The organism is Rhizobacter sp. P3_C12 (genome assembly GCF_056402735.1).
Genome location: NZ_JBFUGW010000090.1, coordinates 1 through 23,027 on the forward strand (window position 1 = coordinate 1; position 23,027 = coordinate 23,027).

Annotated in this window: 24 protein-coding genes, 1 rRNA gene and 1 pseudogene; 10 read left to right on the forward strand and 16 right to left on the reverse strand. The window is 68.9% G+C overall.

Annotation, left to right across the window (positions count from 1 at the left end; all coding sequences use genetic code 11):
• Positions 1–84 precede the first annotated feature (84 nt).
• Positions 85–197: ribosomal RNA gene (rrf, locus tag AC1DXV_RS15680) — 5S ribosomal RNA — on the forward strand.
• A gap of 115 nt (positions 198–312) precedes the next feature.
• On the opposite strand, the gene AC1DXV_RS15685 is transcribed toward rrf, so the two are convergent.
• The gene (locus AC1DXV_RS15685) at positions 313–1,995 is read right to left on the reverse strand and encodes a long-chain-fatty-acid--CoA ligase (RefSeq protein WP_477865692.1); all 1,683 of its coding nucleotides are present in this window, start codon (positions 1,993–1,995) and stop codon (positions 313–315) included.
• A gap of 60 nt (positions 1,996–2,055) precedes the next feature.
• Positions 2,056–2,781 (reverse strand): DUF8198 family protein, encoded by a 726-nt coding sequence (locus AC1DXV_RS15690; RefSeq protein ID WP_477865691.1) that lies wholly within the window; start codon positions 2,779–2,781, stop codon positions 2,056–2,058.
• Positions 2,782–2,889: 108 nt separating this feature from the next.
• Here AC1DXV_RS15690 and AC1DXV_RS15695 point away from each other — a divergent pair, with 108 nt between their 5' ends.
• Genes AC1DXV_RS15695 through AC1DXV_RS15705 form a run of 3 tightly spaced genes read left to right on the forward strand, consistent with a single transcriptional unit; the run spans position 2,890 to position 5,920 of the window.
• Positions 2,890–3,393, forward strand: coding sequence for a hypothetical protein (locus AC1DXV_RS15695; RefSeq protein WP_477934403.1), 504 nt, complete (start codon positions 2,890–2,892; stop codon positions 3,391–3,393).
• Positions 3,393–5,006 carry a GMC family oxidoreductase gene (locus AC1DXV_RS15700; protein ID WP_477934405.1) on the forward strand — a complete coding sequence of 538 codons (1,614 nt, stop codon included), beginning with the start codon at positions 3,393–3,395 and terminating at the stop codon, positions 5,004–5,006. Before AC1DXV_RS15695 ends, AC1DXV_RS15700 begins: the two co-directional genes overlap by 1 nt.
• A 26-nt stretch (positions 5,007–5,032) precedes the next feature.
• Positions 5,033–5,920, forward strand: coding sequence for an esterase/lipase family protein (locus AC1DXV_RS15705; RefSeq protein WP_477872144.1), 888 nt, complete (start codon positions 5,033–5,035; stop codon positions 5,918–5,920).
• Here the strand turns inward: AC1DXV_RS15705 and phhA are convergent, their stop codons facing one another.
• From phhA to hppD, 3 genes are read right to left on the reverse strand one after another with little or no spacing between them, the layout of a single operon-like run.
• Positions 5,921–6,820, reverse strand: a complete 900-nt coding sequence (gene phhA / locus AC1DXV_RS15710) for a phenylalanine 4-monooxygenase (RefSeq protein WP_477934407.1) — start codon at positions 6,818–6,820, stop codon at positions 5,921–5,923.
• A complete protein-coding gene (locus AC1DXV_RS15715) occupies positions 6,808–7,575 on the reverse strand; it encodes a transporter substrate-binding domain-containing protein (protein ID WP_477870384.1) in 768 nt (255 codons plus the stop codon). The genes phhA and AC1DXV_RS15715 overlap by 13 nt, the downstream gene beginning before the upstream one ends.
• Complete coding sequence (gene hppD / locus AC1DXV_RS15720) at positions 7,572–8,693, reverse strand: 4-hydroxyphenylpyruvate dioxygenase (protein WP_477870382.1); 1,122 nt, start codon at positions 8,691–8,693, stop codon at positions 7,572–7,574. The genes AC1DXV_RS15715 and hppD overlap by 4 nt, the downstream gene beginning before the upstream one ends.
• Before the next feature lie 117 nt (positions 8,694–8,810).
• On the opposite strand from hppD, the gene AC1DXV_RS15725 reads away from it, so the two are divergent.
• The gene (locus AC1DXV_RS15725) at positions 8,811–9,293 is read left to right on the forward strand and encodes an Lrp/AsnC family transcriptional regulator (protein ID WP_047500874.1); all 483 of its coding nucleotides are present in this window, start codon (positions 8,811–8,813) and stop codon (positions 9,291–9,293) included.
• Between the two features lie 19 nt (positions 9,294–9,312).
• On the opposite strand, the gene AC1DXV_RS15730 is transcribed toward AC1DXV_RS15725, so the two are convergent.
• The 4 genes from AC1DXV_RS15730 to AC1DXV_RS15745 form a co-directional block, all read right to left on the reverse strand.
• Positions 9,313–10,173 (reverse strand): HDOD domain-containing protein, encoded by an 861-nt coding sequence (locus AC1DXV_RS15730; RefSeq protein ID WP_477934409.1) that lies wholly within the window; start codon positions 10,171–10,173, stop codon positions 9,313–9,315.
• Positions 10,174–10,260: 87 nt separating this feature from the next.
• Positions 10,261–11,274 carry an ABC transporter substrate-binding protein gene (locus AC1DXV_RS15735; RefSeq protein WP_477934411.1) on the reverse strand — a complete coding sequence of 338 codons (1,014 nt, stop codon included), beginning with the start codon at positions 11,272–11,274 and terminating at the stop codon, positions 10,261–10,263.
• Positions 11,275–11,293: 19 nt separating this feature from the next.
• Positions 11,294–12,067: an ABC transporter permease gene (locus AC1DXV_RS15740; RefSeq protein WP_477870590.1), complete on the reverse strand. Its 774-nt coding sequence runs from the start codon at positions 12,065–12,067 to the stop codon at positions 11,294–11,296.
• Positions 12,064–12,849: an ABC transporter ATP-binding protein gene (locus tag AC1DXV_RS15745; RefSeq protein WP_477870588.1), complete on the reverse strand. Its 786-nt coding sequence runs from the start codon at positions 12,847–12,849 to the stop codon at positions 12,064–12,066. Before AC1DXV_RS15745 ends, AC1DXV_RS15740 begins: the two co-directional genes overlap by 4 nt.
• 66 nt (positions 12,850–12,915) lie before the next feature.
• Between AC1DXV_RS15745 and AC1DXV_RS15750 the strand changes: the two genes are divergently transcribed.
• Together AC1DXV_RS15750 and AC1DXV_RS15755 are read left to right on the forward strand one after the other, a co-directional pair.
• On the forward strand, positions 12,916–13,770 hold the full coding sequence (locus AC1DXV_RS15750) for an aldo/keto reductase (protein ID WP_477870586.1): 855 nt from the start codon (positions 12,916–12,918) through the stop codon (positions 13,768–13,770).
• Positions 13,771–13,983: 213 nt separating this feature from the next.
• A pseudogene (locus tag AC1DXV_RS15755) lies at positions 13,984–14,613 on the forward strand (TerC family protein); the annotation flags it as partial.
• Between the two features lie 300 nt (positions 14,614–14,913).
• On the opposite strand, the gene AC1DXV_RS15760 reads toward AC1DXV_RS15755, so the two are convergent.
• From AC1DXV_RS15760 to AC1DXV_RS15770, 3 genes are all read right to left on the reverse strand, one after another.
• Positions 14,914–15,180 carry a hypothetical protein gene (locus tag AC1DXV_RS15760; RefSeq protein WP_047590824.1) on the reverse strand — a complete coding sequence of 89 codons (267 nt, stop codon included), beginning with the start codon at positions 15,178–15,180 and terminating at the stop codon, positions 14,914–14,916.
• A gap of 42 nt (positions 15,181–15,222) precedes the next feature.
• Complete coding sequence (locus tag AC1DXV_RS15765) at positions 15,223–15,393, reverse strand: hypothetical protein (RefSeq protein ID WP_477875000.1); 171 nt, start codon at positions 15,391–15,393, stop codon at positions 15,223–15,225.
• A 340-nt stretch (positions 15,394–15,733) separates the two neighbouring features.
• Positions 15,734–16,318: a hypothetical protein gene (locus tag AC1DXV_RS15770; RefSeq protein WP_477934413.1), complete on the reverse strand. Its 585-nt coding sequence runs from the start codon at positions 16,316–16,318 to the stop codon at positions 15,734–15,736.
• A 102-nt stretch (positions 16,319–16,420) separates the two neighbouring features.
• On the opposite strand from AC1DXV_RS15770, the gene purT reads away from it, so the two are divergent.
• Positions 16,421–17,635 carry a formate-dependent phosphoribosylglycinamide formyltransferase gene (purT, locus tag AC1DXV_RS15775; RefSeq protein WP_477868836.1) on the forward strand — a complete coding sequence of 405 codons (1,215 nt, stop codon included), beginning with the start codon at positions 16,421–16,423 and terminating at the stop codon, positions 17,633–17,635.
• 3 nt (positions 17,636–17,638) lie between these two features.
• Here the strand turns inward: purT and fusA are convergent, their stop codons facing one another.
• On the reverse strand, positions 17,639–19,699 hold the full coding sequence (fusA, locus tag AC1DXV_RS15780; protein ID WP_477868834.1) for an elongation factor G: 2,061 nt from the start codon (positions 19,697–19,699) through the stop codon (positions 17,639–17,641).
• Positions 19,700–19,925: 226 nt separating this feature from the next.
• Here fusA and AC1DXV_RS15785 point away from each other — a divergent pair, with 226 nt between their 5' ends.
• Complete coding sequence (locus AC1DXV_RS15785) at positions 19,926–20,141, forward strand: hypothetical protein (RefSeq protein WP_477868832.1); 216 nt, start codon at positions 19,926–19,928, stop codon at positions 20,139–20,141.
• A 10-nt stretch (positions 20,142–20,151) separates the two neighbouring features.
• On the opposite strand, the gene AC1DXV_RS15790 is transcribed toward AC1DXV_RS15785, so the two are convergent.
• Positions 20,152–20,907, reverse strand: coding sequence for a DeoR/GlpR family DNA-binding transcription regulator (locus AC1DXV_RS15790; RefSeq protein ID WP_477868830.1), 756 nt, complete (start codon positions 20,905–20,907; stop codon positions 20,152–20,154).
• Between the two features lie 82 nt (positions 20,908–20,989).
• On the opposite strand from AC1DXV_RS15790, the gene nudK reads away from it, so the two are divergent.
• The gene (gene nudK / locus AC1DXV_RS15795) at positions 20,990–21,580 is read left to right on the forward strand and encodes a GDP-mannose pyrophosphatase NudK (RefSeq protein WP_477934415.1); all 591 of its coding nucleotides are present in this window, start codon (positions 20,990–20,992) and stop codon (positions 21,578–21,580) included.
• Here the strand turns inward: nudK and AC1DXV_RS15800 are convergent, their stop codons facing one another.
• Positions 21,581–22,570 carry a hypothetical protein gene (locus tag AC1DXV_RS15800; protein WP_477934417.1) on the reverse strand — a complete coding sequence of 330 codons (990 nt, stop codon included), beginning with the start codon at positions 22,568–22,570 and terminating at the stop codon, positions 21,581–21,583.
• Positions 22,571–22,664: 94 nt separating this feature from the next.
• Positions 22,665–23,027: sensor histidine kinase (locus tag AC1DXV_RS15805; protein WP_477934419.1), on the reverse strand; the 363-nt coding region annotated here is incomplete at its 5' end.

A 23,027-nucleotide genomic window follows, 5' to 3' on the forward strand; every position in this document is an offset into this window, starting at 1 on the left:
TGACCTCAATCCACAAGCACCGACTCTACGAATTGGCTGCAAAGCACTTCCCCCCAAAGGAATGCTCGGCAGCAACAAGTTAAGCCTGATGACCATAGCGAGGTGGTCCCACTCCTTCCCATCCCGAACAGGACAGTGAAACGCCTCAGCGCCGATGATAGTGCGGGTTCCCGTGTGAAAGTAGGACATCGTCAGGCTATTAATTGCCAACCCCCGTCGCCTCCCAAGGCGTCGGGGGTTTCGCTTTTGCGGCCAGCGATTCCCGGTAAACGGACCAAATGGCTCAAACGAGCCATCACGCCAAACGAGCGATCACACCGTCCGCAACTCCCGCCGCAATATCTTCCCGACATTCGATTTAGGCAGATCATCGCGAAATTCGATGTGCCTGGGCCGCTTGTAGGCGGTGAAGTTCTCCCGGCAATAGGCCGCCAGATCGTCTTCCGTCAGCGTCGAATCCCGCCTGACCACGAACAGCTTCACTGCTTCACCAGACTTCGCGTCCGCCACACCCACAGCTGCGCATTCCAGCACGGCCGGATGCTGGCTCACCACCTGCTCGATCTCGGTCGGGTAGACGTTGAAGCCGGACACCAGGATCATGTCTTTCTTCCGATCGACGATTCGCACATAGCCCCGTTCGTCCATCACGCCGATGTCGCCCGAGCGGAAGAATCCATCGTCCGTCATCACCAGGCGCGTCTCATCCGGGCGATTCCAATAGCCGGCCATCACCTGGGGCCCGCGGATGCAGATCTCGCCCGACTGACCCTGCGGCACGGCGCCACCCGCGTCATCGCGGATCGCGATCTCCGTCGAGGGCACAGGCAGGCCGATCGACCCGGTGAACTCCGGCTCGTCGAAGCGATTGATCGTCGCCACCGGCGACGTCTCCGACAACCCGTAGCCCTCGACGATCGGGCACCCGGTGACGCGTTGCCATTGCTCGGCCGTCGCGCGCTGGACCGCCATGCCGCCGCCATTGGAGATCACCAGGTCCGCGAAATCCAGGCGCCTGAAATCCGCATCGTTCGCCAACGCATTGAACAGCGTGTTCACTGCAGGGAACATGTTGATGCGTTGCCGCTTCAGCACCTTCACGAAGCCGGGGATGTCACGCGGATTCGGAATCAGCACGTTCAGCATGCCGAGCCGTGCGCCGAGCATGTAGCACGCGGTCAGCGCGAAGATGTGATACAGCGGCAGCGCGCACACCGTGACGATCTGCCGATCGCCCACCTTGTCGAGCATCGGCTGGAACCAGGCCTGCGACTGCAGGATGTTCGCCACCACGTTGCGGTGCAGCAGCACGGCACCCTTCGAGACGCCCGTCGTTCCCCCGGTGTACTGCAGGAACGCCACATCGTCCGGTCCCAACTCCACATGCCGCAGCGACATCCGCGTGCCCTCGGCCAACGCCAGGTTGAATCGCGTGACCGAGCCGCCGGCCGGAGCACGAAGATCGAACTCGGGCACCATCTTGCGGACATGCCGCACGACGAAGTTCACCAACTGGCCCTTTGCGAAGCCCAGCAGGTCGCCCATCGATGCCAGCACCACGTGCCGCAACGGTGTGCGAGCCATCACCTCCTGCAGCGTGTGCGCGAAGTTCTCGAGCACGATGATGGCCTCGGCACCGGAGTCGCTCAGCTGATGCTCCAGCTCGCGCGCGGTGTACAGCGGGTTCACGTTCACCACGGTGTAGCCGGCGCGCAGCACGGCTGCAATGGCCACCGGGTACTGCAGCACGTTCGGCATCATCAGCGCCACCCGAGCGCCGCGCGCCATGCCGCGCGCCTGCAGCCACGCCCCCAGCGACGACGACATCTCGTCGATCTCGCGGAAGGTCAGGCGTCGCTCCATGCACACCGCCGCATCGCGCGAGGCATGCTGGCGGAACGATTCGTCCAGCAACTCGACCAGCGATCGGTACGCCGACGCGTCGATCTCGGCGGGAACGCCAGGAGGATAGTGATCGAGCCAGGGACGTTGCATCGATGCGGCACTCGCGGACAGGCAGGGCCTGCAATGGTGCGGGCCGGCCGCGCCGCACGGCTACGGTAGTTGTCCTAGCGCCGCCGCTTGTGCCGGTGTCCCGTCGGCGACAGCGTCCGGCACGAAGAGTGCCTGCATCAGCGTCGTCTCGCGCGAGTGGACGGTCTTCAGGAACTCCGCTGCGCCGCGCATCGCGTGGAAGGTGTCGAAGCCGGACTCCAGGAACGATTGAAGCGACGACAACCCTGCCGCGCGCGCCGGCACCCGCATCATGCGCAGGCTCTGGCGCAGCAGCAGGCGCCTCGTCAGCTGGTCGAGCGATTCGCCGATCTTCACGGTCAGGGCCACCTGCCGCTCGCGGTCGGCCCGGCGTCCGCAGGCCTGCCACGCCGCCAGGTAGTCGGCTGCCTCCACCGCAGTCCCGGCGACGGCGTCGCCCATCGCGCTGTCCAGCGACTCCGACAAGGCGTGCAGCGCCGCCAGCGATTCCACCGTCGACAGCACGTCGCTCGGGAAGAGCCGCGTCAACGCCGGCACCACCCGCGCGAACTGCGCGTCGCGTTCGGCGAAGTCCTTCGGGCCGTACAGCTCGTCGAGAAAGAACCGCGCCACGTCCCGGTAGCGCGACGACGCCAGCAGGTCCGCGTAGGTGTGCGCGAACCGCCGTTGCTGGTAGGTCTTCACGGCCGTCACGCGCGCTTGCAGCGAGGGATTCCCCATGCGCCGCCGGCGCTCGGATTCCACCGCCGACAGATGCTGAAGGATGTTCTCGCTCGACGCGGCCATGGCGAAGCTCGTTGCACGTTGCGGGTTTACGAGAGGTCGGGCTAGTCCCGTGCCTCTACGGCGGCTGCGCCGAATGATGCAACACTGCGCCCGCATTCCGCCATCCACATGCAAAGACGCAAGCTCCTCCAGATCGGCGCAGTCGCCTCGCTGACGCTGGCCGCGGTGGCCGGCGGCCTCGTGCTGATGCGGCCCGGCCCGCCGGCGGCGACGCTGGATGCCGACAGCCGTGCGCTGTTCACCGCCGTGGCCCAAGCCGTGCTCGACGGCGTGCTGCCCGGGGGGGCCGCGCAAGCAGCCGCGCTGGACGCCCACCTCGAACGCRTGCAGGCCACCATCGGCGGCTTCGCTCCCGAAGTGCAGAAGGAACTCGCGCAGCTGCTGGGCATCCTGAGCACCGCACCCGGCCGCCGCCTGCTGGCCGGGCTCTCCTCACCCTGGAGCGAAGCCGGCATCGACGAGGTGCAGCAATCGCTGCAAGGCATGCGCCTGTCGCGCCTGGCGGTGCGCCAGCAGATCTACCACGCGCTGCGCGACATCACCAACGGCGCCTACTTCTCCGACCCCGCGGCATGGCCCGCGATCGGCTACCCGGGACCTCGCGACATCTGATGAGCAAGCTCGACGATCCGATCCAGCAAGGGCTCCAGCGTGGCTGGCGCGTTCTCGGCGGCTCGCGTGGCGCCGTCCCGCCGACCCTGCTGTGCGATGTCGCGATCATCGGCAGCGGCGCCGGCGCCGGCATCACCGCGGAACTGCTGACGAAGGCCGGCCTGCAGGTCGTGATCGTCGAGGAGGGCCCGCTGAAGAGCAGCAGCGACTTCCGCCAGCGCGAGAGCGACGCCTACCCGAGCCTCTACCAGGAGAGCGCGGCGCGCAAGACGGCCGACAAGGCGATCAACATCCTGCAGGGCCGCTGCGTCGGCGGCTCGACCACCGTGAACTGGACCAGCTCGTTCCGCACGCCGGCTGACACGCTCGAGCACTGGCGCACGCAGTACGGCCTCGCGGAGATGACAGCGCCCGCGATGGCGCCGTGGTTCGAACAGGCCGAGCGCCGGCTCGGCATCGGCCCGTGGCTCACGGAGCCGAACCGGAACAACGAGCTGCTGCGCACCGGCGCAGCGCGGCTCGGCATCCCGGCCTCGTCGATCCAGCGCAACGTGAAGGGCTGCTGGAACCTCGGCTCCTGCGGCATGGGTTGCCCGACGAACGCGAAGCAGTCGATGCTGGTGACGACCTTGCCGGCAGCCCTCGACAAGGGCGCCACGCTGCTGGTCCAGATGCGCGCCGAGCGGCTCGAATGGCGCGACGGGCGCGTCGAGGCGCTGCACTGTGTGCCGGTCGCGGACAACAGCGCGCCGACCGGCGCCAACGGCGTGCGCGTCACCGCGAAGCACTATGTCGTCGCCGGCGGCGCGATCAACTCGCCGGCGCTGCTGCTGCGCTCCGGCGTACCAGACCCGCACGGTCTCGTCGGCAAGCGCACCTTCCTGCACCCGGTCGTGATCTCGGCGGCGACCTTCGCGGACCCGGTGAACGGCTGGGATGGCGCGCCGCAGACCCTCTACACCGACCACTTCCTGCAGACGCAGCCCCTGACCGGCGCCATCGGCTACAAGCTCGAGGCGCCGCCGCTGCACCCTGTCGTCGTCTCGTCCACGCTGGCTGGCCATGGTCGTGCGCAAGCGGAGATGCTGGCCGAGTTCCCGCGCACGCACAGCTTGCTGGCGCTGATGCGCGACGGCTTCCATGAACAGTCCCCCGGCGGCTCGGTCGGCTTGCGCGGCGACGGCACGCCGCTGCTCGATTACCCGTTGAACGATTTCGTGATGGACGGCGCGCGCCGTGCGTTCCTCAGCATGGCCGAGATCCAGTTCGCCGCCGGCGCACGCAGCGTCGTGCCGGTGCACGAGATGGCAGCGCCGACCACGTCGTGGGCCGATGCCCGCCGGCAGATCGAGGCCTTGCCGATGAAGCCGCTGCTGACGCGCGTCGTCAGCGCGCACGTGATGGGCGGCTGCCCGATGGCCGGCAGCGAAGCGCAAGGTGTGGTGCGCCCCGACGGCACGCACTGGCAGCTCGCCAACCTGTCGGTGCACGACGGCTCGCTGTTCCCGACCAGCATCGGCGCGAACCCGCAGCTCTCGGTCTATGGCCTCGCAGCGATGCTCGCAACGCGTCTCGCCAAACGCCTGACCGGAACCGACGTCCAGCTGGCCTGAAGCCTCACGCTGATAGCATCGCCCGAATGCTCGCGCGCCTGCAACGCTTCATCACGCTCGGACTGCTGCTGGCCGCGCTGCTGTGGGCCGCGTGGTTCATCCACATCGATCGCCCGGGCTGGGCGGGCGCCGGCGTTGCGCTGATCCTGTTCGGCTACGCGCTCTTCCTCGGCCTCGAGTTCCTGTTCCTGTACTTCGTGCACGGTGACGACCCCAGCCCGCGCGCGACGGCGCCGCAACTGCTGCATGCCTGGATCGGCGAGGTGCTGACGGCGCCGCAGGTGTTCTGCTGGCGGCAGCCGTTCCGCTCGAACCGCGTGCCCGACCACGTGCCCGACAAGTCGCAACACCGCGGTGTCGTGCTGGTCCACGGCTTCGTCTGCAACCGGGGGTTCTGGAACCCGTGGATGGAGCGGCTCCTGCAACGCGGCACGCCGTTCATCGCGGTCAACCTCGAACCGGTGTTCGGCTCGATCAATCACTACGCCGACATCATCGAGCAGGCCGTCGCGCGGCTCGAGGCCGCCACCGGCCAGGCGCCGGTGCTGGTCGGCCACAGCATGGGTGGGCTCGCGATCCGCGCGTGGGCCGCGGCGCACGGCGGCGAGGCGCGTGCGCACCGCATCATCACGATCGGCAGCCCGCACCGCGGCACCTGGCTCGGGCGCTTCTCGACGACGGCCAACGGGCACGAGATGCGCCTCGCCAGCCCCTGGCAGGTAGCACTGGGCGCGCGCGAATCGGCGACGCTGTCGCAGCGCTTCATCTGCTTCTACAGCCACTGCGACAACATCGTGTTCCCGGCCAGCACCGCGACGCTGCCGGGCGCCGACAACCGCCACGTGCCGGGCGTCGCGCACGTCGACCTGGTCAACCAGCCGGTGGTGTTCGAGGCCTTGCGGGCTGCGTTGTGATCAGGGCGCGAGTACGCGGTCGCCGGGCAATGTCGCCTCGGCCGCCACCTCGTCGCGCTGCGCCACCGCCTCGTAGATCGGCGTGAAGTCCGGCGCCGTCGCGCGGAACAGCTGCTCGAACGAATCGATCACGAAGTACGTCGCCTGGTAGGTGTCGATCTTGTAGCGCGTGCGCATGATGCGCTCCAGGTCGAAGCCCAGGCGCTGCGGCTGCGGGCTGGTCACGCTGTGCCGCAGCTCCCCCGCCGACGACAGGATGCCGGCGCCATACGCGCGCAGGCCGGCCGGCGTCGCGATCAGGCCGAACTCCACCGTGTACCAATAGAGCCGCGCGAGGTACTCGCACGACTGCAGCCGGCTCGCCTTCAGGCCGCCTGCCCCGTACGCCTGCATGTAGTCGGCGAACATCGGATTGAACAGCAGCGGCACATGGCCGAACAGGTCGTGGAACACATCCGGCTCGACGACGTAGTCGAACTCTTCCGGCTTGCGGATCCAGCCGGTCACCGGAAAGCGGCGCGCCGCCAGCAGCGCGAAGAACGCCTCCTCGGGGATCAGGCCCGGCACCGCGACCACCTCCCAGCCGGTCGCGCGGCGCAGCCGCTGCGACAGCTCGTCGAAGCGAGGAATCTGCGTCGGCGTGCCGAGCTGGCCGACCGCATCGATGAACTCCTCGCAGGCCAGGCCCGGCAGCTGCGCCGCCTGGCGCTCGTACAGCCGCTGGTACAGCGCATGGTCCTCAGCGGTGTAGCGGGCCCAGTCCTGCTCGCAGGTGTAGTCGGCGCGGGCCGCCGCATAGTCGCCGCGCGGCGGGCGATCGCCCTGGCCGTAGGTGGCTGGCGCGACGCCGCTGTTCACGCCCTTGGCGAGGGCGCTGCTGTCGTTGATCAACGCAGCCATTTGTCCGCCGCCCGCTGGTAGTCGCCGCCGGCCTTCGACAGGTGCAGCCATTGGTCGACGAAGTTCTTCATCACCATGTCGCGCGGCAGCATCCACGCCATCTCGCCGTACTGCAGCGGGCGCTCCGGGTTGACGGCGCACAGGCCGGGCCGCAGCTTCTGCTGCACCAGCGTCTCGGCGGCCTCGGTCACGAACACGTCGGCACGCTTGGCCAGCAGCTCGTCGAAGATCGTCAGGTTGTCGGCATGGATGGTCAGCGTCGCGGCCTTGAAGTTGGCGCGCGCGAAGCGCTCGTTGCTGCCGCCCGGGTTCGCGATCGTGCGCACGCCGGGCTTGTCGATGTCGGCCACGCTCTGGTACTTCGGCACGTCCTCGCAGCGCACCAGCGGCGTCTTGCCGTTGACCATGTAGGCGGTGCTGAAGAACACCCGCTTCTGGCGCTCGGTGGTCACCGAGATGCCGCCGATCGCGACATCGCATTTGCCGGCGCCGAAGTCGGGCAGCAGGTTGGCCCAGCTGGTCTTCACGAGCTCCAGCTTGACGCCCATCGCCGCGGCCAGCGATTGCGCGAGGTCGATGTCGAGCCCCTCGAACGCGCCGTCGGCGCGCTGGAAGCTGAACGGCTTGTAGTCGCCCGGCGTGCAGGCGCGCAGCACGCCGGCCTTCATCACCGCATCGAGCGACGACTCCTGTGCCCCGGCCGTGCCGGCCAGCGCCGCCAGGGCGATCGCGATGAACGACGGCAGCCGCTTCATGCGGCCGCCTCGGGCTCGGCCTTCAGCACGCCGCGGCGCACCTGGTCGAGCTCGATGCTCTCGAACAGCGCGCGGAAGTTGCCTTCGCCGAAGCCCTGGTCGCCCTTGCGCTGGATGATCTCGAAGAAGATCGGCCCGATCACCGTCTGCGTGAAGATCTGCAGCAGCAGTTCGTTCGGCGCGCCCTGGTGCGTCGCGCCGTCGATCAGGATGCGCAGGCGCTTCAGGTCCTCGAGCCGCTCGCCGTGGTTGGGCAGGCGCTTGTCGACGAGGTCGTAGTAGGTGGCGATGGTGTCCTGGAACGCCACGCCCTGGCCCTTCATGCCCTCGACCGAGGTGTAGATGTCGTCGGTGCCGAGCGCGATGTGCTGGATGCCTTCGCCGTGGTACAGCGCCAGGTACTCGGCGATCTGGCTCTTGTCGTCGGAGCTCTCGTTGATCGGGATGCGGATCTTGCCGCACGGGCTCGTCATCGCCTTGCTCTTCAGGCCGGTCAGCTTGCCCTCGATGTCGAAGTAGCGCACCTCGCGGAAGTTGAACAGCCGCTCGTAGAAATCGGCCCACTCCTTCATGCGGCCGCGGTGCACGTTGTGCGTCAGGTGGTCGATGTAGGTGAGGCCGTTGCCGACCGGCGAGGCGTTCGCGCCGGGGATCGGCACGAAGTCGACGTCGTAGATGCTGATGTTGCCGATCGCGCCGGCGGCCGCGCCGTCCTTGCCGTGCCAGCGGTCGACGAAATAGATCAGCGAGTCGCCGATGCCCTTGATGGCCGGGATGTTCAGCTCCATCGGGCCGGTCTGGTTGTCGAAGCCCCAGGCCCCGAGTTCCAGCGCGCGCTCGTAGGCCTGGGCGGCATCCTTCACGCGGAAGGCCATCGCGCACACGCTCGGGCCATGGTGGCGGGCGAAGCGCTGCGCGAACGAATTCGGCTCGGCGTTGATGATGAAGTTGACGTCGCCCTGGCGGTACAGCGTGACGTTCTTGTGGCGGTGCCGTGCGATCGCGGTGAAGCCCATCGATTCGAACAGCCGGCCGAGCGCGACCGGGTCCGGCGCCGCGTACTCGACGAACTCGAAGCCGTCGGTGCCCATCGGGTTGTCCCAGGGGGTGAACTGCATGGCGCGCTCCTGCAAAGTGAAAACTTGCTCGCACTGTAGATTCGTCCCTCCGCAGGAATCATGCAAGTTGCGCCCTCGTGCGGGCATTGTGCGCAGGAAAGTTGCAAAATCGGCCGCATGGAAACGGAAATCCAGCTGGATGCGATCGATCGGCGCATTCTTCGGGCGCTGCAGGCCGATGGCCGGATCACCTATGACGTGCTGGCTGCGCAGGTCAGCCTGTCGCCCTCGGCCACCTTGCGGCGCGTGAAGCGGCTGGAGGAATCGGGCGTGATCGCCGGCTATGTCGCGCTGGTGCCGGCCGAGCGCGTCGGGCTCGGGCTCACGGCCTACCTGAACGTGCGGCTCGAGAAGCACTCCGAGGTGCACAAGCGCAACCCGATGGACCTGTTCCGCGCCGCGGTGCAGACCTGGCCCGAGGTGGTCGAGTGCGTCGCGCTGACCGGCGAGATGGACTACCTGCTGCGCGTCGTCGTGCAGGACATGGCGCACTACTCGCGCTTTGTGATGGAGACGCTGCTGAAGCACCCCAGCGTGGAAGACTGCAAGACCAGCTTCGTGATGGACCGGGTGAAGAACACCACCGCGGTGCCGCTGTAGCGGCGCCCGGCTGCACGCCTCAGTAGTCGAGGTTCTGCAGCATCGCCTGCGTCGCGGCGGTCGACAGGTTCAGCAGCTGGGCGATGTCGGCCACGTCGTCGGGGATCGCGGCGTTGTCCCAGCCGTTCGCGGTGTGCCGCGCGAGGCGGATCGCCAGCACGACGTTCTGTACCGTCGGATGCTCGGCATGCCGGTCGTCGGAGATGCGGATCAGCAGGTCGGGCAGCGTCCAGGCCTTCATCAGCGCCTGCTGCAGGTCGAACAGCTCGACGTTCAGCGTGCTGTGCTGGATCGCGTTGGAGCGCAGCGTCGGGTCGGCCGCCTGCGCGCGCTGGATGGTCAGCGCCAGGTCGGGCGCATGCACCCACAGCAGCATCTCGGCGAAGTCGTGCAGCAGCGCGGCCTCGTGGATCAGCGCGGCGTCGTGGTCCTGGCGGTGGATCGCGAAGGCCAGCGCGAAGCGCGAGGCGCGGTGCGCGCGCCGCAGCACGTCGTTCAGGCCGGCCAGCGCTTCCGGCCGGTCGGCGAGCRCGTCCTCGACGGTGGGCTGCACGCCGAACGCGCCGAAGAACGGCGAGATGCCCATCAGCACGACCGCGGCGGTGACGGTCTCGACATCGGTGACGAGCCGCGCCGGCCGGTGCGTGGCCGCGTAGGCCAGCACCTTCAGCGTCATCAGCGGGTCGTCGGCGACCATCTCGCCGATCAGGTTGGCATCGACATCGTCCTCGTTGGCGCGCATCGCCTCCAGCGCATCGGAGGTGTTCGCGAGCACCGGGATCTCGCGGTCGCGAAAGTGCTGCACCCAGGCGGCGAGGTCGGGCAAGGCTTGGGGCAGCGGCAGATGGCCGGCAGGGCGCGGTGCGGTCGCGTTGCTCACGTCACGGTGTCAGGAAAAGTGTTACCGCAAGTATCGACCTCTTTGCGCCGCACTTGAGGAAAACCTCACACGGCCTCGCGAGGTGCCTCACCGCCCGCCGAGCTTCGCCTTCACGTCCATGCCGAGCTTCTTGTTGACGAACTGCAGCGTCGCGACCTTCGACAGGTCGACCTCGCCCGCCTTGTACAGCCCGGCCTTCACCATCTGCGCGTAGAAATCCTGGATGCGCTCGGTGCTCATCGCGCCGACGCCGTTGCGCAGCGCCTCGCCCGAGTCGACGATGCCCTGCTGCTTCATCAGCGCGACCGAGGCCTCGATCTCCGCCTCGGTCATCTCGGGGTTCTCTCTGATCATCATCGCGTTGGCCGCCTTGCGGTCGCCGTACAGGTAGTTGACCCAGCCGAGGATCGACGCGTCGACGAAGCGCTGCACCAGCTGCGGCTTGTCCTTCACGGTGTCGGTGCGCGCCTCGATCACCGTCGAGTAGGTGCTGAAGCCGTGGTCGGCCAGCAGGTGCACCACCGGCTTGAACTTGCCCTGGTTCTCGACGTAGATCGGCTCGGCCACCGAGTAGCCCTGCTGGATCGCCTTCGGGTTCGCGAGGAAGGGCCCGAGGTTGTAGTTGTAGGGCTTGAGCACCTCGTCCTTGAAGCCGTGCGTGACCTTCAGCCACTGCCACCAGCTGAACTGGCCGTCCTTCGCGATCAGCGCGAGCGGCGCGGTCTTCAGCTTCTCGAACGACTCGTAGCCCTGGCCCGGGTGGGCGATCAGCGCCTGCGGGTCCTTCTGGAACATCGCGGCGACGACGATGGTCGGCACGCCGTTCTTCACGTTGTCGAAGCTGTGCAGCAGGTTGCCGGTCATCAGGAAATCGATGCGGCCGGCAGGCAGCAGCGGGCGGTTGTTGACCTGCGGGCCGCCTTGCAGCAGCGTCACGTCGAGGCCGAACTTCTTGTAGGTGCCGTCGGCCACCGCCTGGTAGAAGCCGCCGTGCGCGGCCTGCGCCTTCCAGTTGGTCGCGAAAGTCACCTTGTCCTGCGCGAGGGCGGTGCCGGCCGCGAGCGTCAATGCCAAGGCTGCAAGGCGGATCGTGTTCTTCATGGGTCTCTCCTTCGATGGGTCAATTCTCGGTGGCGTGCCAGCGGCCCAGCAAGAGCCGAGACAGCGCATTGAAGCCGGCGAAGATCAGCACGCCGGTCAGCACCAGCAGGCTCAGCGCGGCGAACATCTTCGGCGTCTCGGTGCGGAAGCTCGCTTCCAGGATGCGCGACGCGAGGCCTGTCTCGCGGCCGGCGGCGCCGGCGACCATCTCGGCCGTCACCGCGCCGATCAGGCTCAGGCCGCCGGAGATCTTCAGGCCGGCGATGAAGTACGGCAACGCCGACGGCAGCAGCAGCAGGCGCAGCCGCTGCCAGGGCGAGGCGCGGTACAGCCGGAACAGCTCGCGCAGGTTCACGTCGGCCGCGCGCAGCCCGACCACGGTGTTCGACAGGATCGGGAAGAACGCGACGATCCAGGCGCACAGCAGCAGCGCGGCCGTCGTGCTCTCGACGTAGATCAGGATCAGCGGCGCGACCGCGACGATCGGCGTCACCTGCAGCACCACCGCCACCGGAAAGAGGGCCTCCTCGACCGGCCGCCACAGCGCGAACACCGCGGCGATCAGCACCCCGCCGGTGCAGGCGAGCAGCAGCGCGCCGAACGTGATCTTCACGGTGAACCACCAGCTGCCGGAAAGCGATGCGAAGTTGTCGACCAGCGTCTGCAGCACGAGGCTGGGCGCCGGCAGCGTGTAGTGCGGGATGTGGGCCAGCCGCACCAGCGCCTCCCAGGCGGCCAGCAGCGCGAGCAGCACGACGGCCGGTGCGACGCGGCGGCGCCAGCGCTCGTTCACGCGGCTGCCGCGGCATGCGCGGCCTCGAGCGAGCGCGAGACGGCCCGGCATTGGGCGACGTAGTCGTCGCTGTCGCGGAAGGCGGCCGCGTGCGGTACCGGCCGGCGGATGCGGAACTCGGCCACGATGCGGCCGGGCCGTGCGCCCATCACCAGCACGCGCTGGCTCAGGAACACCGCTTCGAGCACGCTGTGCGTGACGAACAGCACCGCCATCGGCCGCGCCTGCCAGGCGTCGAGCAGGTCGGTGTTCAGGCGCTGGCGGGTGATCTCGTCGAGCGCGGCGAACGGCTCGTCCATCAGCAGCAGCCGCGGCTGCGTGACCAGCGCGCGGGCGATCGATGCGCGCATCTTCATGCCACCGGACAACTCGCCCGGGAAGGCATCCGCAAACGCCTCGAGGCCCATGCGCTGCAGCAGCGGCAGCACCTGCGCGGCGGCAGCGCGGCGCGCGACGCCGGCCAGCCGCAGCGGCAGCCAGGCGTTGTCGAACACGCTGGCCCAGGGCATCAGCGTGGGCTCCTGGAACACGAAGGCGGTGTCGCTGGCCGCATCGGCCTGCCATGCCGGCGCCTGCACCGTGCCGGCGCTCGCGCGCTCGAGCCCGGCCACCAGCCGCAGCACCGTGCTCTTGCCGCAACCGGACGGGCCGAGCAGCGAGACGAACTCGCCCGGCTGCACGTCCAGCGAGACCGACTGCAAGGCCTGCACGCCGTTGGCGAAGCGCTTGTCGACCTGCCGCAGCGAGATCAGGGCGCCTGAGGCATCTGAAGCATCTGACATATAGGGTTCGCAGTGTGCCGCAGAACCCGTTCGCGCTAGGCTTCGGGGCCAACCGCGGAGACCACGATGAACCACCTCGCCCTGCCTTCGGGAACCTCGGTGCCGACCCTCGGTCTCGGCACCTGGCGCATGGGGGAATCGGCAGCGGCACGGCGTGGCGAGGTGGCCGCGATCCGCTTGGCGATCGACCTCGGCTACCGGCTCTTCGACACCGCCGAGATGTACGGCGAGGGCGGTGCCGAAGAGGCCCTCGGGCAGGCCGTCGCCGAGGCGCTGCGGGCCGGCGCGGTGCGGCGCGACGAGCTGTTCATCGTCAGCAAGGTCTACCCGCACCACGCGAGCCGCGCCGGCACCGTGGCCGCGTGCGAGCGCAGCCTGCAGCGGCTCGGGCTCGAGCAGGTCGACCTCTACCTGCTGCACTGGCCGGGCTCGCATCCGTTGCGCGACACGGTCGATGCGTTCGAGCGCCTGCAGGCGCAGGGGCGCATCCGAGCCTGGGGCGTCAGCAACTTCGATGCGAACGGCATGGCCGGCCTGTGGCAGATGGAGGGTGGCGCGGCCTGCGCGACCAATCAGGTGTACTACGCGCTGCCCGAGCGCGGCATCGAGTTCGACCTGCTGCCGCGCCTGCGTGAACGGAAGGTCCCGCTGATGGCCTACAGCCCGCTTGCGCAAGGTGAACTGGCCGCGCATCCCGGGCTGCAGTCGCTGGCCGATGCGCTCGGCGTCACGCCGACCCAGCTCGCGCTCGCGTGGGTGCTGCACCAGCCGGGCGTGATCGCGATCCCGAAGGCCGTGCGCGAAGCCCACCTGCGCGAGAACCTGGCCGCCGCCGGCCTGAAGCTCGGCGCGGCCGATCTCGCCGCACTCGACAAGCTGTTTCTGCCGCCGCAGCGCAAGACCCCGCTCGCGATGGTCTGACGAGGCAGGCCCCGATTGACGCGGCGGCCCCGCTGCGGCGACACTGGCCCCGCAAGGGGAGTAGCCCCCCGATCAAGCCGCCGTCAGCACGGGCGCCGCTCCCGCGGTTCCCCGGCACTTGAGCAGCGCCTGGCACTGAGGGGCCAATGCTGTGGGCAAGACCTTCACCCGCCGTGCATCCGCACGGCGTGCACTCTTGCGAGGTGAAGGACCATGGAACTCTTCTCAGCTGACTTCTTCTCGGCCTTGATGGCCATCGTGCTGCTCGATCTCGTGCTGGCCGGCGACAACGCCATCGTGATCGGGCTGGCTGCCCGCAACGTGCCGCCCGAGATGCAGCGCCGCGTGATCCTGTGGGGGACGGCCGGCGCGATCGTGATCCGCGCGCTGCTGACGCTGATCGTCGTGTGGCTGCTCAAGATCCCCGGCTTCCTGCTGGCCGGCGGCCTCGCGCTGATCTGGATCGCGTGGACGCTGACGCAGGACAAGGACGGCGAAGGCCACAGCATCAAGCCGCAATCCACCGTGCGMGGCGCGATCCAGACCATCGTGATCGCCGATGCGGTGATGGGCGTCGACAACGTGCTCGCGATCGGCGGCGCCGCCCACGGCAGCATGCTGCTGGTGGTGCTGGGCCTGTTGATCAGCATCCCGATCGTCGTCTGGGGCAGCCAGCTGATCCTGAAGCTGGTCGATCGCTTCCCGAGCATCGTCATCCTGGGCGCCGGCGTGCTCGGCTGGACGGCCGCGAAGATGATCAGCGGCGAACCACTGATCAAGTCGTGGTTCGAGCACCAGCACCTGGGGCACCTGGCGCTGTACATGGTGTGCGTCGGCGGCGTCACGCTGCCGGCCCTGTGGCGGCACTGGAACGATCGCCAGCGCGAGACCGGCGTGCTGCTGGCCGTGATGGTGACCTGGCTCGGCGTGTTCGACATGATCGAAGAGGCGATGGGCTGGGAAGACCAGCCGGTCGACACCTGGCAGTGGTGGCACGAGGGCATCGACCTGGTGATGTGGCTCGGCTGGGTGCCAGTCGCGGTGCTGGTGCACAAGCTGTGGGAGAAGCGGCATCCGAAGCCGGTGCCGGTGCATCAATGAAAAACGGGGGCCGCGAGGCCCCCGTTTCGTTTCACGGCTGGATCACAGGCGCGTGACGCCTGGGACCCATCCGACGAGTTCGCCGTCCAGGTACAGCGCCCCTTCGGGAGCGCCGGACTGCGCGTAGAACTCGAGCACCGGCGGCAGCGGCGGTGCGGGCGGCGCCGGCGGTACCGCCAGGCGCTGGGCCAGTTCAGCGAGCACGGCGCTCGCGGACTTCAGGGCGGCCGCTGCAGTGCGGCGCGCGAGGGAGGAGCCGGGGTGGCGCGGCGTCAGGGCGCGCCACGTCTGGGGCTTCGAGCTGGTCATGATCGTTTCCTTCTTCGGCAGCGCGCTGGCGCTGCGTTGGATTCATGGGCTGTGGCGCAGCCGGGGGCTGAGCTGGTCGATTTCGCGGCTTAGCGCGCGGCGCGCATCCTGTCGCGAGGTGCCACCTGGCTGGTGGCTGCCGGCGCGACGGAAGTGCGCGGGCGCCACCAACGGGTTGCGGGGCTTGCGGGCTGGCATGGTGATCTTGGACATGAGACATCTCCTGTGTGGACGAGGACGGCAGGGCCAGAAAGCACGACGGCCCGGTGCGGGAAGCAACCGGGCCGTCGGGATGAGCGCGCGTGCGTCGCGAAGCTCAGCCGGCAAGCGGACCGGGCGGGACCCGACGGCCACCCATGCACTGAAACGCCGGCACCGACGGCGCGAAGGCGCGGCGGGCAAGGGCGGGATTCAGGGCGAAGGCGATCAACGTGGGGACTCCGGGGTTGAGGGGCGGGGCGTCGCCGAGATAAAGGTGTTCATCACAGCTTGCGCAGATGATAAACAATCGATTATCAATTTCAACCCCCTTGTTCGAAGGTGTGGGGAAGAATCAACGTTTTTTCTTGAGCGGCGCGATGCCGGCCTGCGTGCGGGCCCAGAGGTCTTCGGCGGGCGGCGCTGCGCGGGGCGCTGCGGCCGCGGCGGTGCGGGTCGGCGGGGCGGCCACAGGCGCCCTGGCGGGTTCCGCCGCCGACATCAGCACCTCGCCGAGCAGGTCCAGCAGCCGCGTGCGGGCGCGCTGCGGATGGCGGCGGTAGTAGGTGAGCACCAGCCCGACGATGAAGCGCTCGTCGTCGTCCTGCGGCACGTTGCGCAGGGCGTCGTCAGCGAGGGCTGCGGCAGGAGCGGGAGCGGCCGAGGAACCGGCCGCGTCGTGCGGCTGGTCCATCCAGCCGTTCGGCTTGTGGCACAGCACCTCGAACTGGCGCGCGAGCCGTTCGCCGATCTGCCGCGAGCGGCTCTTGATCTGGCTCCAGTAGCTCGGCTGGATCTGCAGGCGCTCGGCGAAACGCCGTTCGAGGCCCCTCAGCGTGGCGGCATCCGGATGCTTGATGGTGTTGTGGACGAATTCATCGAAGAGGGCCAGCGCGTTGTCAAGGCGGAGCTGGGCCACGTCACGGGAGCCGGATTGCATGGTGCTGCATGATAAATCTTCGTGCATCAGAAGATGCGGCTGGGGTCGTCGGCAAAATCACGGTCTTTCCGCCCACAACCCTTTCACCGGCCGCGCTGCACCATGACGACCCTCGGAACCCCCCTTTCCCCCCAAGCCACCAAGGTGATGCTGCTCGGCAGCGGCGAACTGGGCAAGGAGGTGCTGATCGCGCTGCAGCGCCTGGGCGTCGAGACGATCGCGGTCGACCGCTACGAGAACGCGCCGGGCCAGCAGGTCGCGCACCATGCCCGCACGATCACGATGAGCGACCCGGCGCAGCTGAAGGCGCTGATCGAGGCCGAGCGCCCGCTGCTGGTGGTGCCCGAGATCGAGGCGATCGCGACGCCGATGCTCGAGGAGCTCGAGGCCGCCGGCACCGTGCGGGTGATCCCGACCGCCCGCGCCGCGCGCCTGACGATGGACCGCGAAGGCATCCGCCGCCTGGCCGCCGAGACGCTCGCGCTGCCGACCAGCCCGTACGTCTTCTGCGATTCGCTGGCCGAGCTGCAGGCCGCGATCGACGGCCAGAACGGTGACGGAATTGGCTACCCCTGCATCGTGAAGCCGGTGATGAGCAGCTCCGGCAAGGGCCAGAGCAAGATCGACGGCCCGGCCGACGTGAAGACCGCGTGGGACTACGCGATGGCCGGCGGCCGCGTCAGCCACGGCCGCGTGATCGTCGAGGGCTTCATCGACTTCGACTACGAGATCACCCAGCTCACCGTGCGCGCGCTCGGCGCCGGCGGCCAGGTCGAGACGCACTTCTGCGACCCGATCGGCCATGTGCAGGTCAGCGGCGACTATGTCGAGAGCTGGCAGCCGCACCCGATGACGCCGGCCGCGCTGGCGCGCTCGCGCGAGATCGCGAAGGCCGTCACCGACAACCTGGGCGGCCAGGGGCTGTTCGGCGTCGAGCTGTTCGTGAAGGGCGACATGGTGTGGTTCAGCGAGGTCAGCCCGCGTCCGCACGACACCGGCATGGTGACGATGATCACGCAGTGGCAGAACGAGTTCGAGCTGCATGCGCGCGCCATCCTCGGGCTGCCGGTCGACACCGCGCTGAAGAGCCCGGGCGCGAGCGCGGTGATCTACGGCGGCGTCGAGGCCAAGGGCATCGTGTTCGACGGCGTCGCCGACGCGATGCGCGTGCCCAACAGCGACATCCGCCTGTTCGGCAAGCCGGAGAGCTTCAAGAAGCGCCGCATGGGCGTCGCGCTGGTGCACGACAAGGATGTCGAGGTGGCGCGCACGCAGGCCAAGCTGGCCGCCAGCAAGGTCAAGCCGCGAGCGACCTGACCTTCAGTCGTCGTCGCGGGCCTTGTACTGGCTGGTGAGCAGCGTCTGCGCCGACGGCGGCACCGCCTCGTAGTGGCTCAGCTCCAGCGTGTAGCGCCCCTGCCCGCCGGTCATGCCGTTCAACCGCGCCTGGTAGCCGTTCAGCTCCGACAGCGGCACCAGCCCGTGCACCGTGATGCTGCCGGCCTGCATCGTGCGCGTGCCGTTCACCTGCCCGCGCTTGGCCGACAGGTCGCCGGTGATGTCGCCCATCGAGAACTCCGGCGCGGTGATCTCCACCTTCACCACCGGCTCCAGCACGATCGGCTGGGCCTTCATCACCGCATCGATGAAGGCCTTGCGCCCGGCCGTCACGAAGGCGACCTCCTTCGAATCGACCGAGTGGTGCTTGCCGTCGTAGACGATCACGCGCACGTCCTTCACCGGGTAGCCGGCGACCACGCCGCTGTCGAGCACCTGGCGCACGCCCTTCTCGACCGCAGGGAGAAACTGGCCGGGGATCGTGCCGCCCTTCACCTGGTCGACGAACTCGAAGCCCGCGCCGCGCGCGAGCGGCTCGATGCGCAGGAACACCTCGCCGAACTGGCCGGCACCGCCGCTCTGCTTCTTGTGGCGGTGGTGGCCTTCGGCCGGCACGGTCACCGTCTCGCGGTACGCGATGCGCGGCGGCCGCGTCGACACCTCGCACTTGTAGGTCTCGCTCATGCGCTCGAGCAGCGTGCGCAGGTGCAGCTCGCCCAGGCCGTAGACCACCGTCTCGTTCGTGCTCGCCGCATGCTCGACCTTCAGGCACGGATCCTCGTCGACCAGCTTCTGCAGGATCTCCCACATGCGCTGCTCGTCGCCGCGGCGCTTCGGCTCGATCGCGAGGCCGTGCACCGGCACCGGGAACTCGAGCGGCTTCAGGTGCAGGTGGTCGTCTTCCGCGGCATCGTGCAGCACCGCGTCGAAGTGCATTTCGTCGACCTTCGCGACCGCGCACAGGTCGCCCGGGATGCCGCGCGGCACCTCGACATGGTCCTTGCCCTGCAGCATGAACAGGTGGCCCACCTTGAACGGCTTGCGGCCGTCGCCGATGTAGAGCTGGCTGTCGCGCGTGACCGTGCCCTGGTGGATGCGGAAGATCCCCATCTTGCCGACATACGGGTCGACGGTGACCTTGAACACGTGCGCGATCACGTGCAGCGACGCATCCGGCTGCGCATGCAGCTCCTTCGCCTGCGCACCCTCGCCCTTGAAGAACTGCGGCGGGTTGCCCTCGGTCGGGTTCGGCAGCAGCTGGTCGATCACGTCGAGCAGCTCGGCCACGCCGGCGCCGTTGCGCGCCGAGACGAAGCAGATCGGGATCAGGTGGCCCTCGCGCAGCGCCTGCTCGAGCGGCGCATGCAACTCGCGCGGATCGACATCGCCATCGTTCAGGTAGCGGTCGACGAAGCCGGGGTCGACCTCGACGACCTGCTCGACCAGCGCGCGGTGTGCCGTCTCCACAGATGAAAAATCCGCCTCGCCGGACGGATTGAAGAAGCAGTCGACCACCTGGGTGCCCTGGGCCGCGGGCAGGTTCAGCGGCAGGCACTCCTTGCCGAAGGTGGCCTGGATCTTCGCGACCAGGCCCGGCAGGTCGAGCCCCTGCGCGTCGATCTTGTTGACGATGATCATGCGGCACAGCCCGCGGTGCGCCGCCCAGTCCATCATGCGCGAGGCCATCATCTCGATGCCGGCCTGCGCATTGATCACGATCGCCGCGGTCTCGACCGCCTCCAGTGCCGTCATCGACTGGCCGACGCAATCGGGCATCCCCGGCGTGTCGATCAGGTGGATCTGCGCGCCGCCATGCGGGAAATGCATCAGCGTCGAGTTCAGCGAATGCTGCACGCGGCGCTCCATCGGGTCGAAATCGCTGACCGTCGTGCCGCGCTCCAGGCTGCCGGGCGCGCCGATCGCACCCGCCTTGCACAGCAAGGCCTCGGTCAGGCTGGTCTTGCCGGATGCCGTCTGGCCGACCAGCGCGAGCGACCGGATGGCCGCGATCCCGGAGTTCGCGGGAGTCGATGGGCTTGACATGGCGCTCTCCTTTCGCGCCACAGGCGCTGAGCGGTGAGGGGGCGATCGAGGTTAGTGGATCACACCGGCTGCGGCAAGCGGGGGCACCCGCGGCTGCGGCGGAAGGGCCTCGATCCCGGGCATCGCGGTGTCCTACAGCAGGCCGTACCGGTGGCCGACAGCCGGCGCGAGCGCTTCGCGCCACAGTGACCCTTCAGGCAACGGTCGTTTGCCCGAAGGATCCGCCATGACCACCCAGCAACCCCCAGGCCGCAAGAGCGATACCACCGTGCGGCGCGACCGCGACGCCGAGCCGCAGCTGCCGCACGAACGCGACGAATCGAGCCAGAAGGACGAGACGCCGCGCCCGCGCATCGAGCAGGCGCACCGCGATGTCTCGCGCGGCCTGGTCGACACCGACCGCGGGCCGCCGATGGACAAGGCCTACAAGAAGCAGCAGTGACCGCGGGCGCTCAGGCCCGCACGATCGCCAGCCCGAGCTTCTCGAACCCGGCCAGCGCCTTCTTCGGCGTGTCGACGTCGACGATCAGCCCGGTGGCGGCGCTGCACGGCGCGATGGTGTACGCCGACGCGCTCTGCAGCTTCTCGGCCGAGGCCGGCACCCAGGTCTCGGCCGACTGGGTCATCAGCGCGCGCTTGATGTGCGACTCTTCCAGGTCGCCGGTCGACAGGCCCGCGCCGGTGGAGATGCCGGTGACGCCCATGAAGTAGAGATCCGCCCGGATGCGGCCGATCGCCTCCAGGGCGCCGGCGCCCACCGACACCACCGAGTGCTTGAACAGCCGGCCGCCGATCATCACGACCTCGACCAACGGGTGCCCGACCAGCTCGATCGCGATCGTCGGGCTGTGGGTGACGACGGTCGCGCGCAGCGTGGCCGGCAGCTGCCGCGCCAGCTGCTGGCAGGTGGTGCCGCCGTCGATGAAGACGATCTGCCCGGGCTGCACCATCGCGGCCGCGGCGCGCGCGATGCTCGCCTTGGCCTGCGGCTCCACGCTGCGCCGCGCCGAGAAATCGCCCACCGCAGCCGATGCCGGCAGCGCGCCGCCATGCACCCGCTGCAGCAGGCCCTCGGCCGCGAGCGCGCGCAGGTCGCGCCGGATCGTGTCTTCCGACAGCCCCAGTTCCTCGCTCAGCGTGGCGGCCACGACCTGGCCGTCCTGCTGCAGGCGGCCGAGGATCAGTTGCTTGCGTTGTTCGGTCAGCATGACCGCGAGTTTGCACGAAATTGCTTGACACTGCACGAACATGCACGAATGATCGCGTTTCATCCTGAACCGGAGTCACCACGTGAATGCCGTGAACGACCGCGTGCGCATCGTCGACGTGAAGGTGCTGAGCGACGACTGGTATGTGCTGAAGAAGACGAGCTTCGACTTCCAGCGCAGCGACGGCAGCTGGCAGCGCCAGAGCCGCGAGACCTACGACCGCGGCAATGGCGCGACGATCCTGCTCTACAACCGCGAGCGCCGCACGGTGGTGCTGACGCGCCAGTTCCGCTTTCCGGCCTACGTGAACGGCACGCCCGACGGCATGCTGATCGAGGCCTGTGCCGGCCTGCTCGACCGCGATGATCCGGCCACCTGCATCCGCCGCGAGACCGAGGAGGAGACCGGCTACCGCATCGCCGAAGTGCGCCCGGTGTTCGAGGCCTACATGAGCCCGGGCTCGGTGACCGAGCGGCTGCACTTCTTCGTCGGCGCCTACGAGGCGCGTGACAAGGTGTCGGCCGGCGGCGGCGAGCACCACGAGGGCGAGGACATCGAGGTGCTCGAGCCCACGCTCGACGAGGCGCTGGCCTGGGTCGCGGCCGGCACGATCCGCGACGGCAAGACCATCCTGCTGCTGCAGTACGCGAAGCTGAACCGGCTGGTCGACTGATCAGCCGGCGTCGGCCGCGAGGCGCGACACCGGCACGGTGATGCTGCGGTCGATCGTGCCGTCCTTGCCCTGGTCGACGGTGATCGTCGCGAGTGCGTTCGCGATCGACAGGCCCACGGCGGCATGCGGCAGCGTGATCGTCCAGGTGCCGGCGATCGGCAGGCCGGTCGGGCCGTAGGTGGCGCTGCCCTGCGTCGCGACGGTGTAGAAGGCCGAGCCGTTCGGCAGCGTGAGCCCCATCGTGTGCGTGCCGTTGATCGAGCTGCCCTGCAGCACGCCGCCGACCAGCGTGGCCTGGCGCGTGATGTCGACCGCGCTGAGCGAGAAGTTGGCGGTGCGGCCGTCGTAGTGCGTCGTCAGGCCGAGGCTCGCCGACGTGAAGTGGCTCGTCAGCTGTGTCGTGCCGCCGTTGGTGGTCGACGAGACGGTGCGCGCGATGTCGCCGTTCAGCGTGACGCTGCCGCGCGGCAACGCTGCAGACAGCCCGGCGGCTTCCGTGGTGACCGACAGCGTGTTCGCATCGGCCGTCACCACCGTCATCGTCAGCGAGCCGCTGACGGCGGCCGCACCCGCGGCGCCGCTGCAGTCCATGAAGGTCAGCGTGTAGACCTCGCCGGTGTCGAGCTGCCCGTTCAGCAGGCTGCCGGCCGTGCCGCCGGCGATGCTGAGCACCGCGGTGCCGCCGCCGGCGCAGTCGACCGTCGCGTTGGTGACCGCCAGGGCCGACACGCCTTGCGCCGATTCATGGGCGGCCGCCAGCGTGGCCTGCGTGGCGACCACCGACTGGGCCGCGAGCACGCTGGTGTCGAGCACCGTGCCGGCGTCGCCCGAGACCAGCGTCGCGTTCGCGCTGTAGCCGGTGGCGGTGTCGAGGCTCAGTTGCTCGGCTGCGTCACTGTCGTTGCTGCCCCCGCCGCCGCAGGCGGCCAGCGCGGTGGCGCACAGCAGGGCGAGCGGGAGGCGGGCGGTGCGGCGGAAGGAATGGTTCATGGCAGGCTCCTCGGAAAGTTGTGGTGTTCATTGAACGCGGTGGGCTGCGGCGTGGCGACCGCGTTGCGCGACGATTTGCGACAGCATTGAAACATCAGCCGAGCGTGACGCGCACGCGGTGCACGGGGCCATCGCGCTCGAAGGCCAGCACGCCGCCCAACCGTGTCGCGACCTGCCGCACGATCGCGAGCCCGAGGCCGGTGCCGGGCCGCGAGCGGCTGCCGTCACCGCGCGCGAACGCGTCGGTCAGGTGTGCCGCTTCGTCGGCGGGGATGCCGTCGCCGGCATCGTCGACGGTGATCCAGGCCTGCGCGGCCGAGCCGCCGACGCGCACCCGCACCGGCGGGCGGCCGTGCTTCAGCGCGTTGTCGACCAGGTTGGCGATCAGCCGCTCGACGAGCAGCCGGTTGGCGCGCTCGCGTGGCAACGCGGCCGGCGCGTCGAGCGAGAGCGCGTC

Bases quoted from the DNA above. Each gene is read 5' to 3' on its own strand.
- AC1DXV_RS15685 (WP_477865692.1), bottom strand. From the start codon at position 1,995: ATGCAACGTCCCTGGCTCGATCACTATCCTCCTGGCGTTCCCGCCGAG.
- AC1DXV_RS15690 (WP_477865691.1), bottom strand. From the start codon at position 2,781: ATGGCCGCGTCGAGCGAGAACATCCTTCAGCATCTGTCGGCGGTGGAA.
- AC1DXV_RS15700 (WP_477934405.1), top strand. From the start codon at position 3,393: ATGAGCAAGCTCGACGATCCGATCCAGCAAGGGCTCCAGCGTGGCTGG.
- AC1DXV_RS15705 (WP_477872144.1), top strand. From the start codon at position 5,033: ATGCTCGCGCGCCTGCAACGCTTCATCACGCTCGGACTGCTGCTGGCC.
- phhA (WP_477934407.1), bottom strand. From the start codon at position 6,820: ATGGCTGCGTTGATCAACGACAGCAGCGCCCTCGCCAAGGGCGTGAAC.
- AC1DXV_RS15715 (WP_477870384.1), bottom strand. From the start codon at position 7,575: ATGAAGCGGCTGCCGTCGTTCATCGCGATCGCCCTGGCGGCGCTGGCC.
- hppD (WP_477870382.1), bottom strand. From the start codon at position 8,693: ATGCAGTTCACCCCCTGGGACAACCCGATGGGCACCGACGGCTTCGAG.
- AC1DXV_RS15725 (WP_047500874.1), top strand. From the start codon at position 8,811: ATGGAAACGGAAATCCAGCTGGATGCGATCGATCGGCGCATTCTTCGG.
- AC1DXV_RS15735 (WP_477934411.1), bottom strand. From the start codon at position 11,274: ATGAAGAACACGATCCGCCTTGCAGCCTTGGCATTGACGCTCGCGGCC.
- AC1DXV_RS15745 (WP_477870588.1), bottom strand. From the start codon at position 12,849: ATGTCAGATGCTTCAGATGCCTCAGGCGCCCTGATCTCGCTGCGGCAG.
- AC1DXV_RS15750 (WP_477870586.1), top strand. From the start codon at position 12,916: ATGAACCACCTCGCCCTGCCTTCGGGAACCTCGGTGCCGACCCTCGGT.
- AC1DXV_RS15760 (WP_047590824.1), bottom strand. From the start codon at position 15,180: ATGACCAGCTCGAAGCCCCAGACGTGGCGCGCCCTGACGCCGCGCCAC.
- AC1DXV_RS15765 (WP_477875000.1), bottom strand. From the start codon at position 15,393: ATGTCCAAGATCACCATGCCAGCCCGCAAGCCCCGCAACCCGTTGGTG.
- AC1DXV_RS15770 (WP_477934413.1), bottom strand. From the start codon at position 16,318: ATGCAATCCGGCTCCCGTGACGTGGCCCAGCTCCGCCTTGACAACGCG.
- purT (WP_477868836.1), top strand. From the start codon at position 16,421: ATGACGACCCTCGGAACCCCCCTTTCCCCCCAAGCCACCAAGGTGATG.
- fusA (WP_477868834.1), bottom strand. From the start codon at position 19,699: ATGTCAAGCCCATCGACTCCCGCGAACTCCGGGATCGCGGCCATCCGG.
- AC1DXV_RS15785 (WP_477868832.1), top strand. From the start codon at position 19,926: ATGACCACCCAGCAACCCCCAGGCCGCAAGAGCGATACCACCGTGCGG.
- AC1DXV_RS15790 (WP_477868830.1), bottom strand. From the start codon at position 20,907: ATGCTGACCGAACAACGCAAGCAACTGATCCTCGGCCGCCTGCAGCAG.
- AC1DXV_RS15800 (WP_477934417.1), bottom strand. From the start codon at position 22,570: ATGAACCATTCCTTCCGCCGCACCGCCCGCCTCCCGCTCGCCCTGCTG.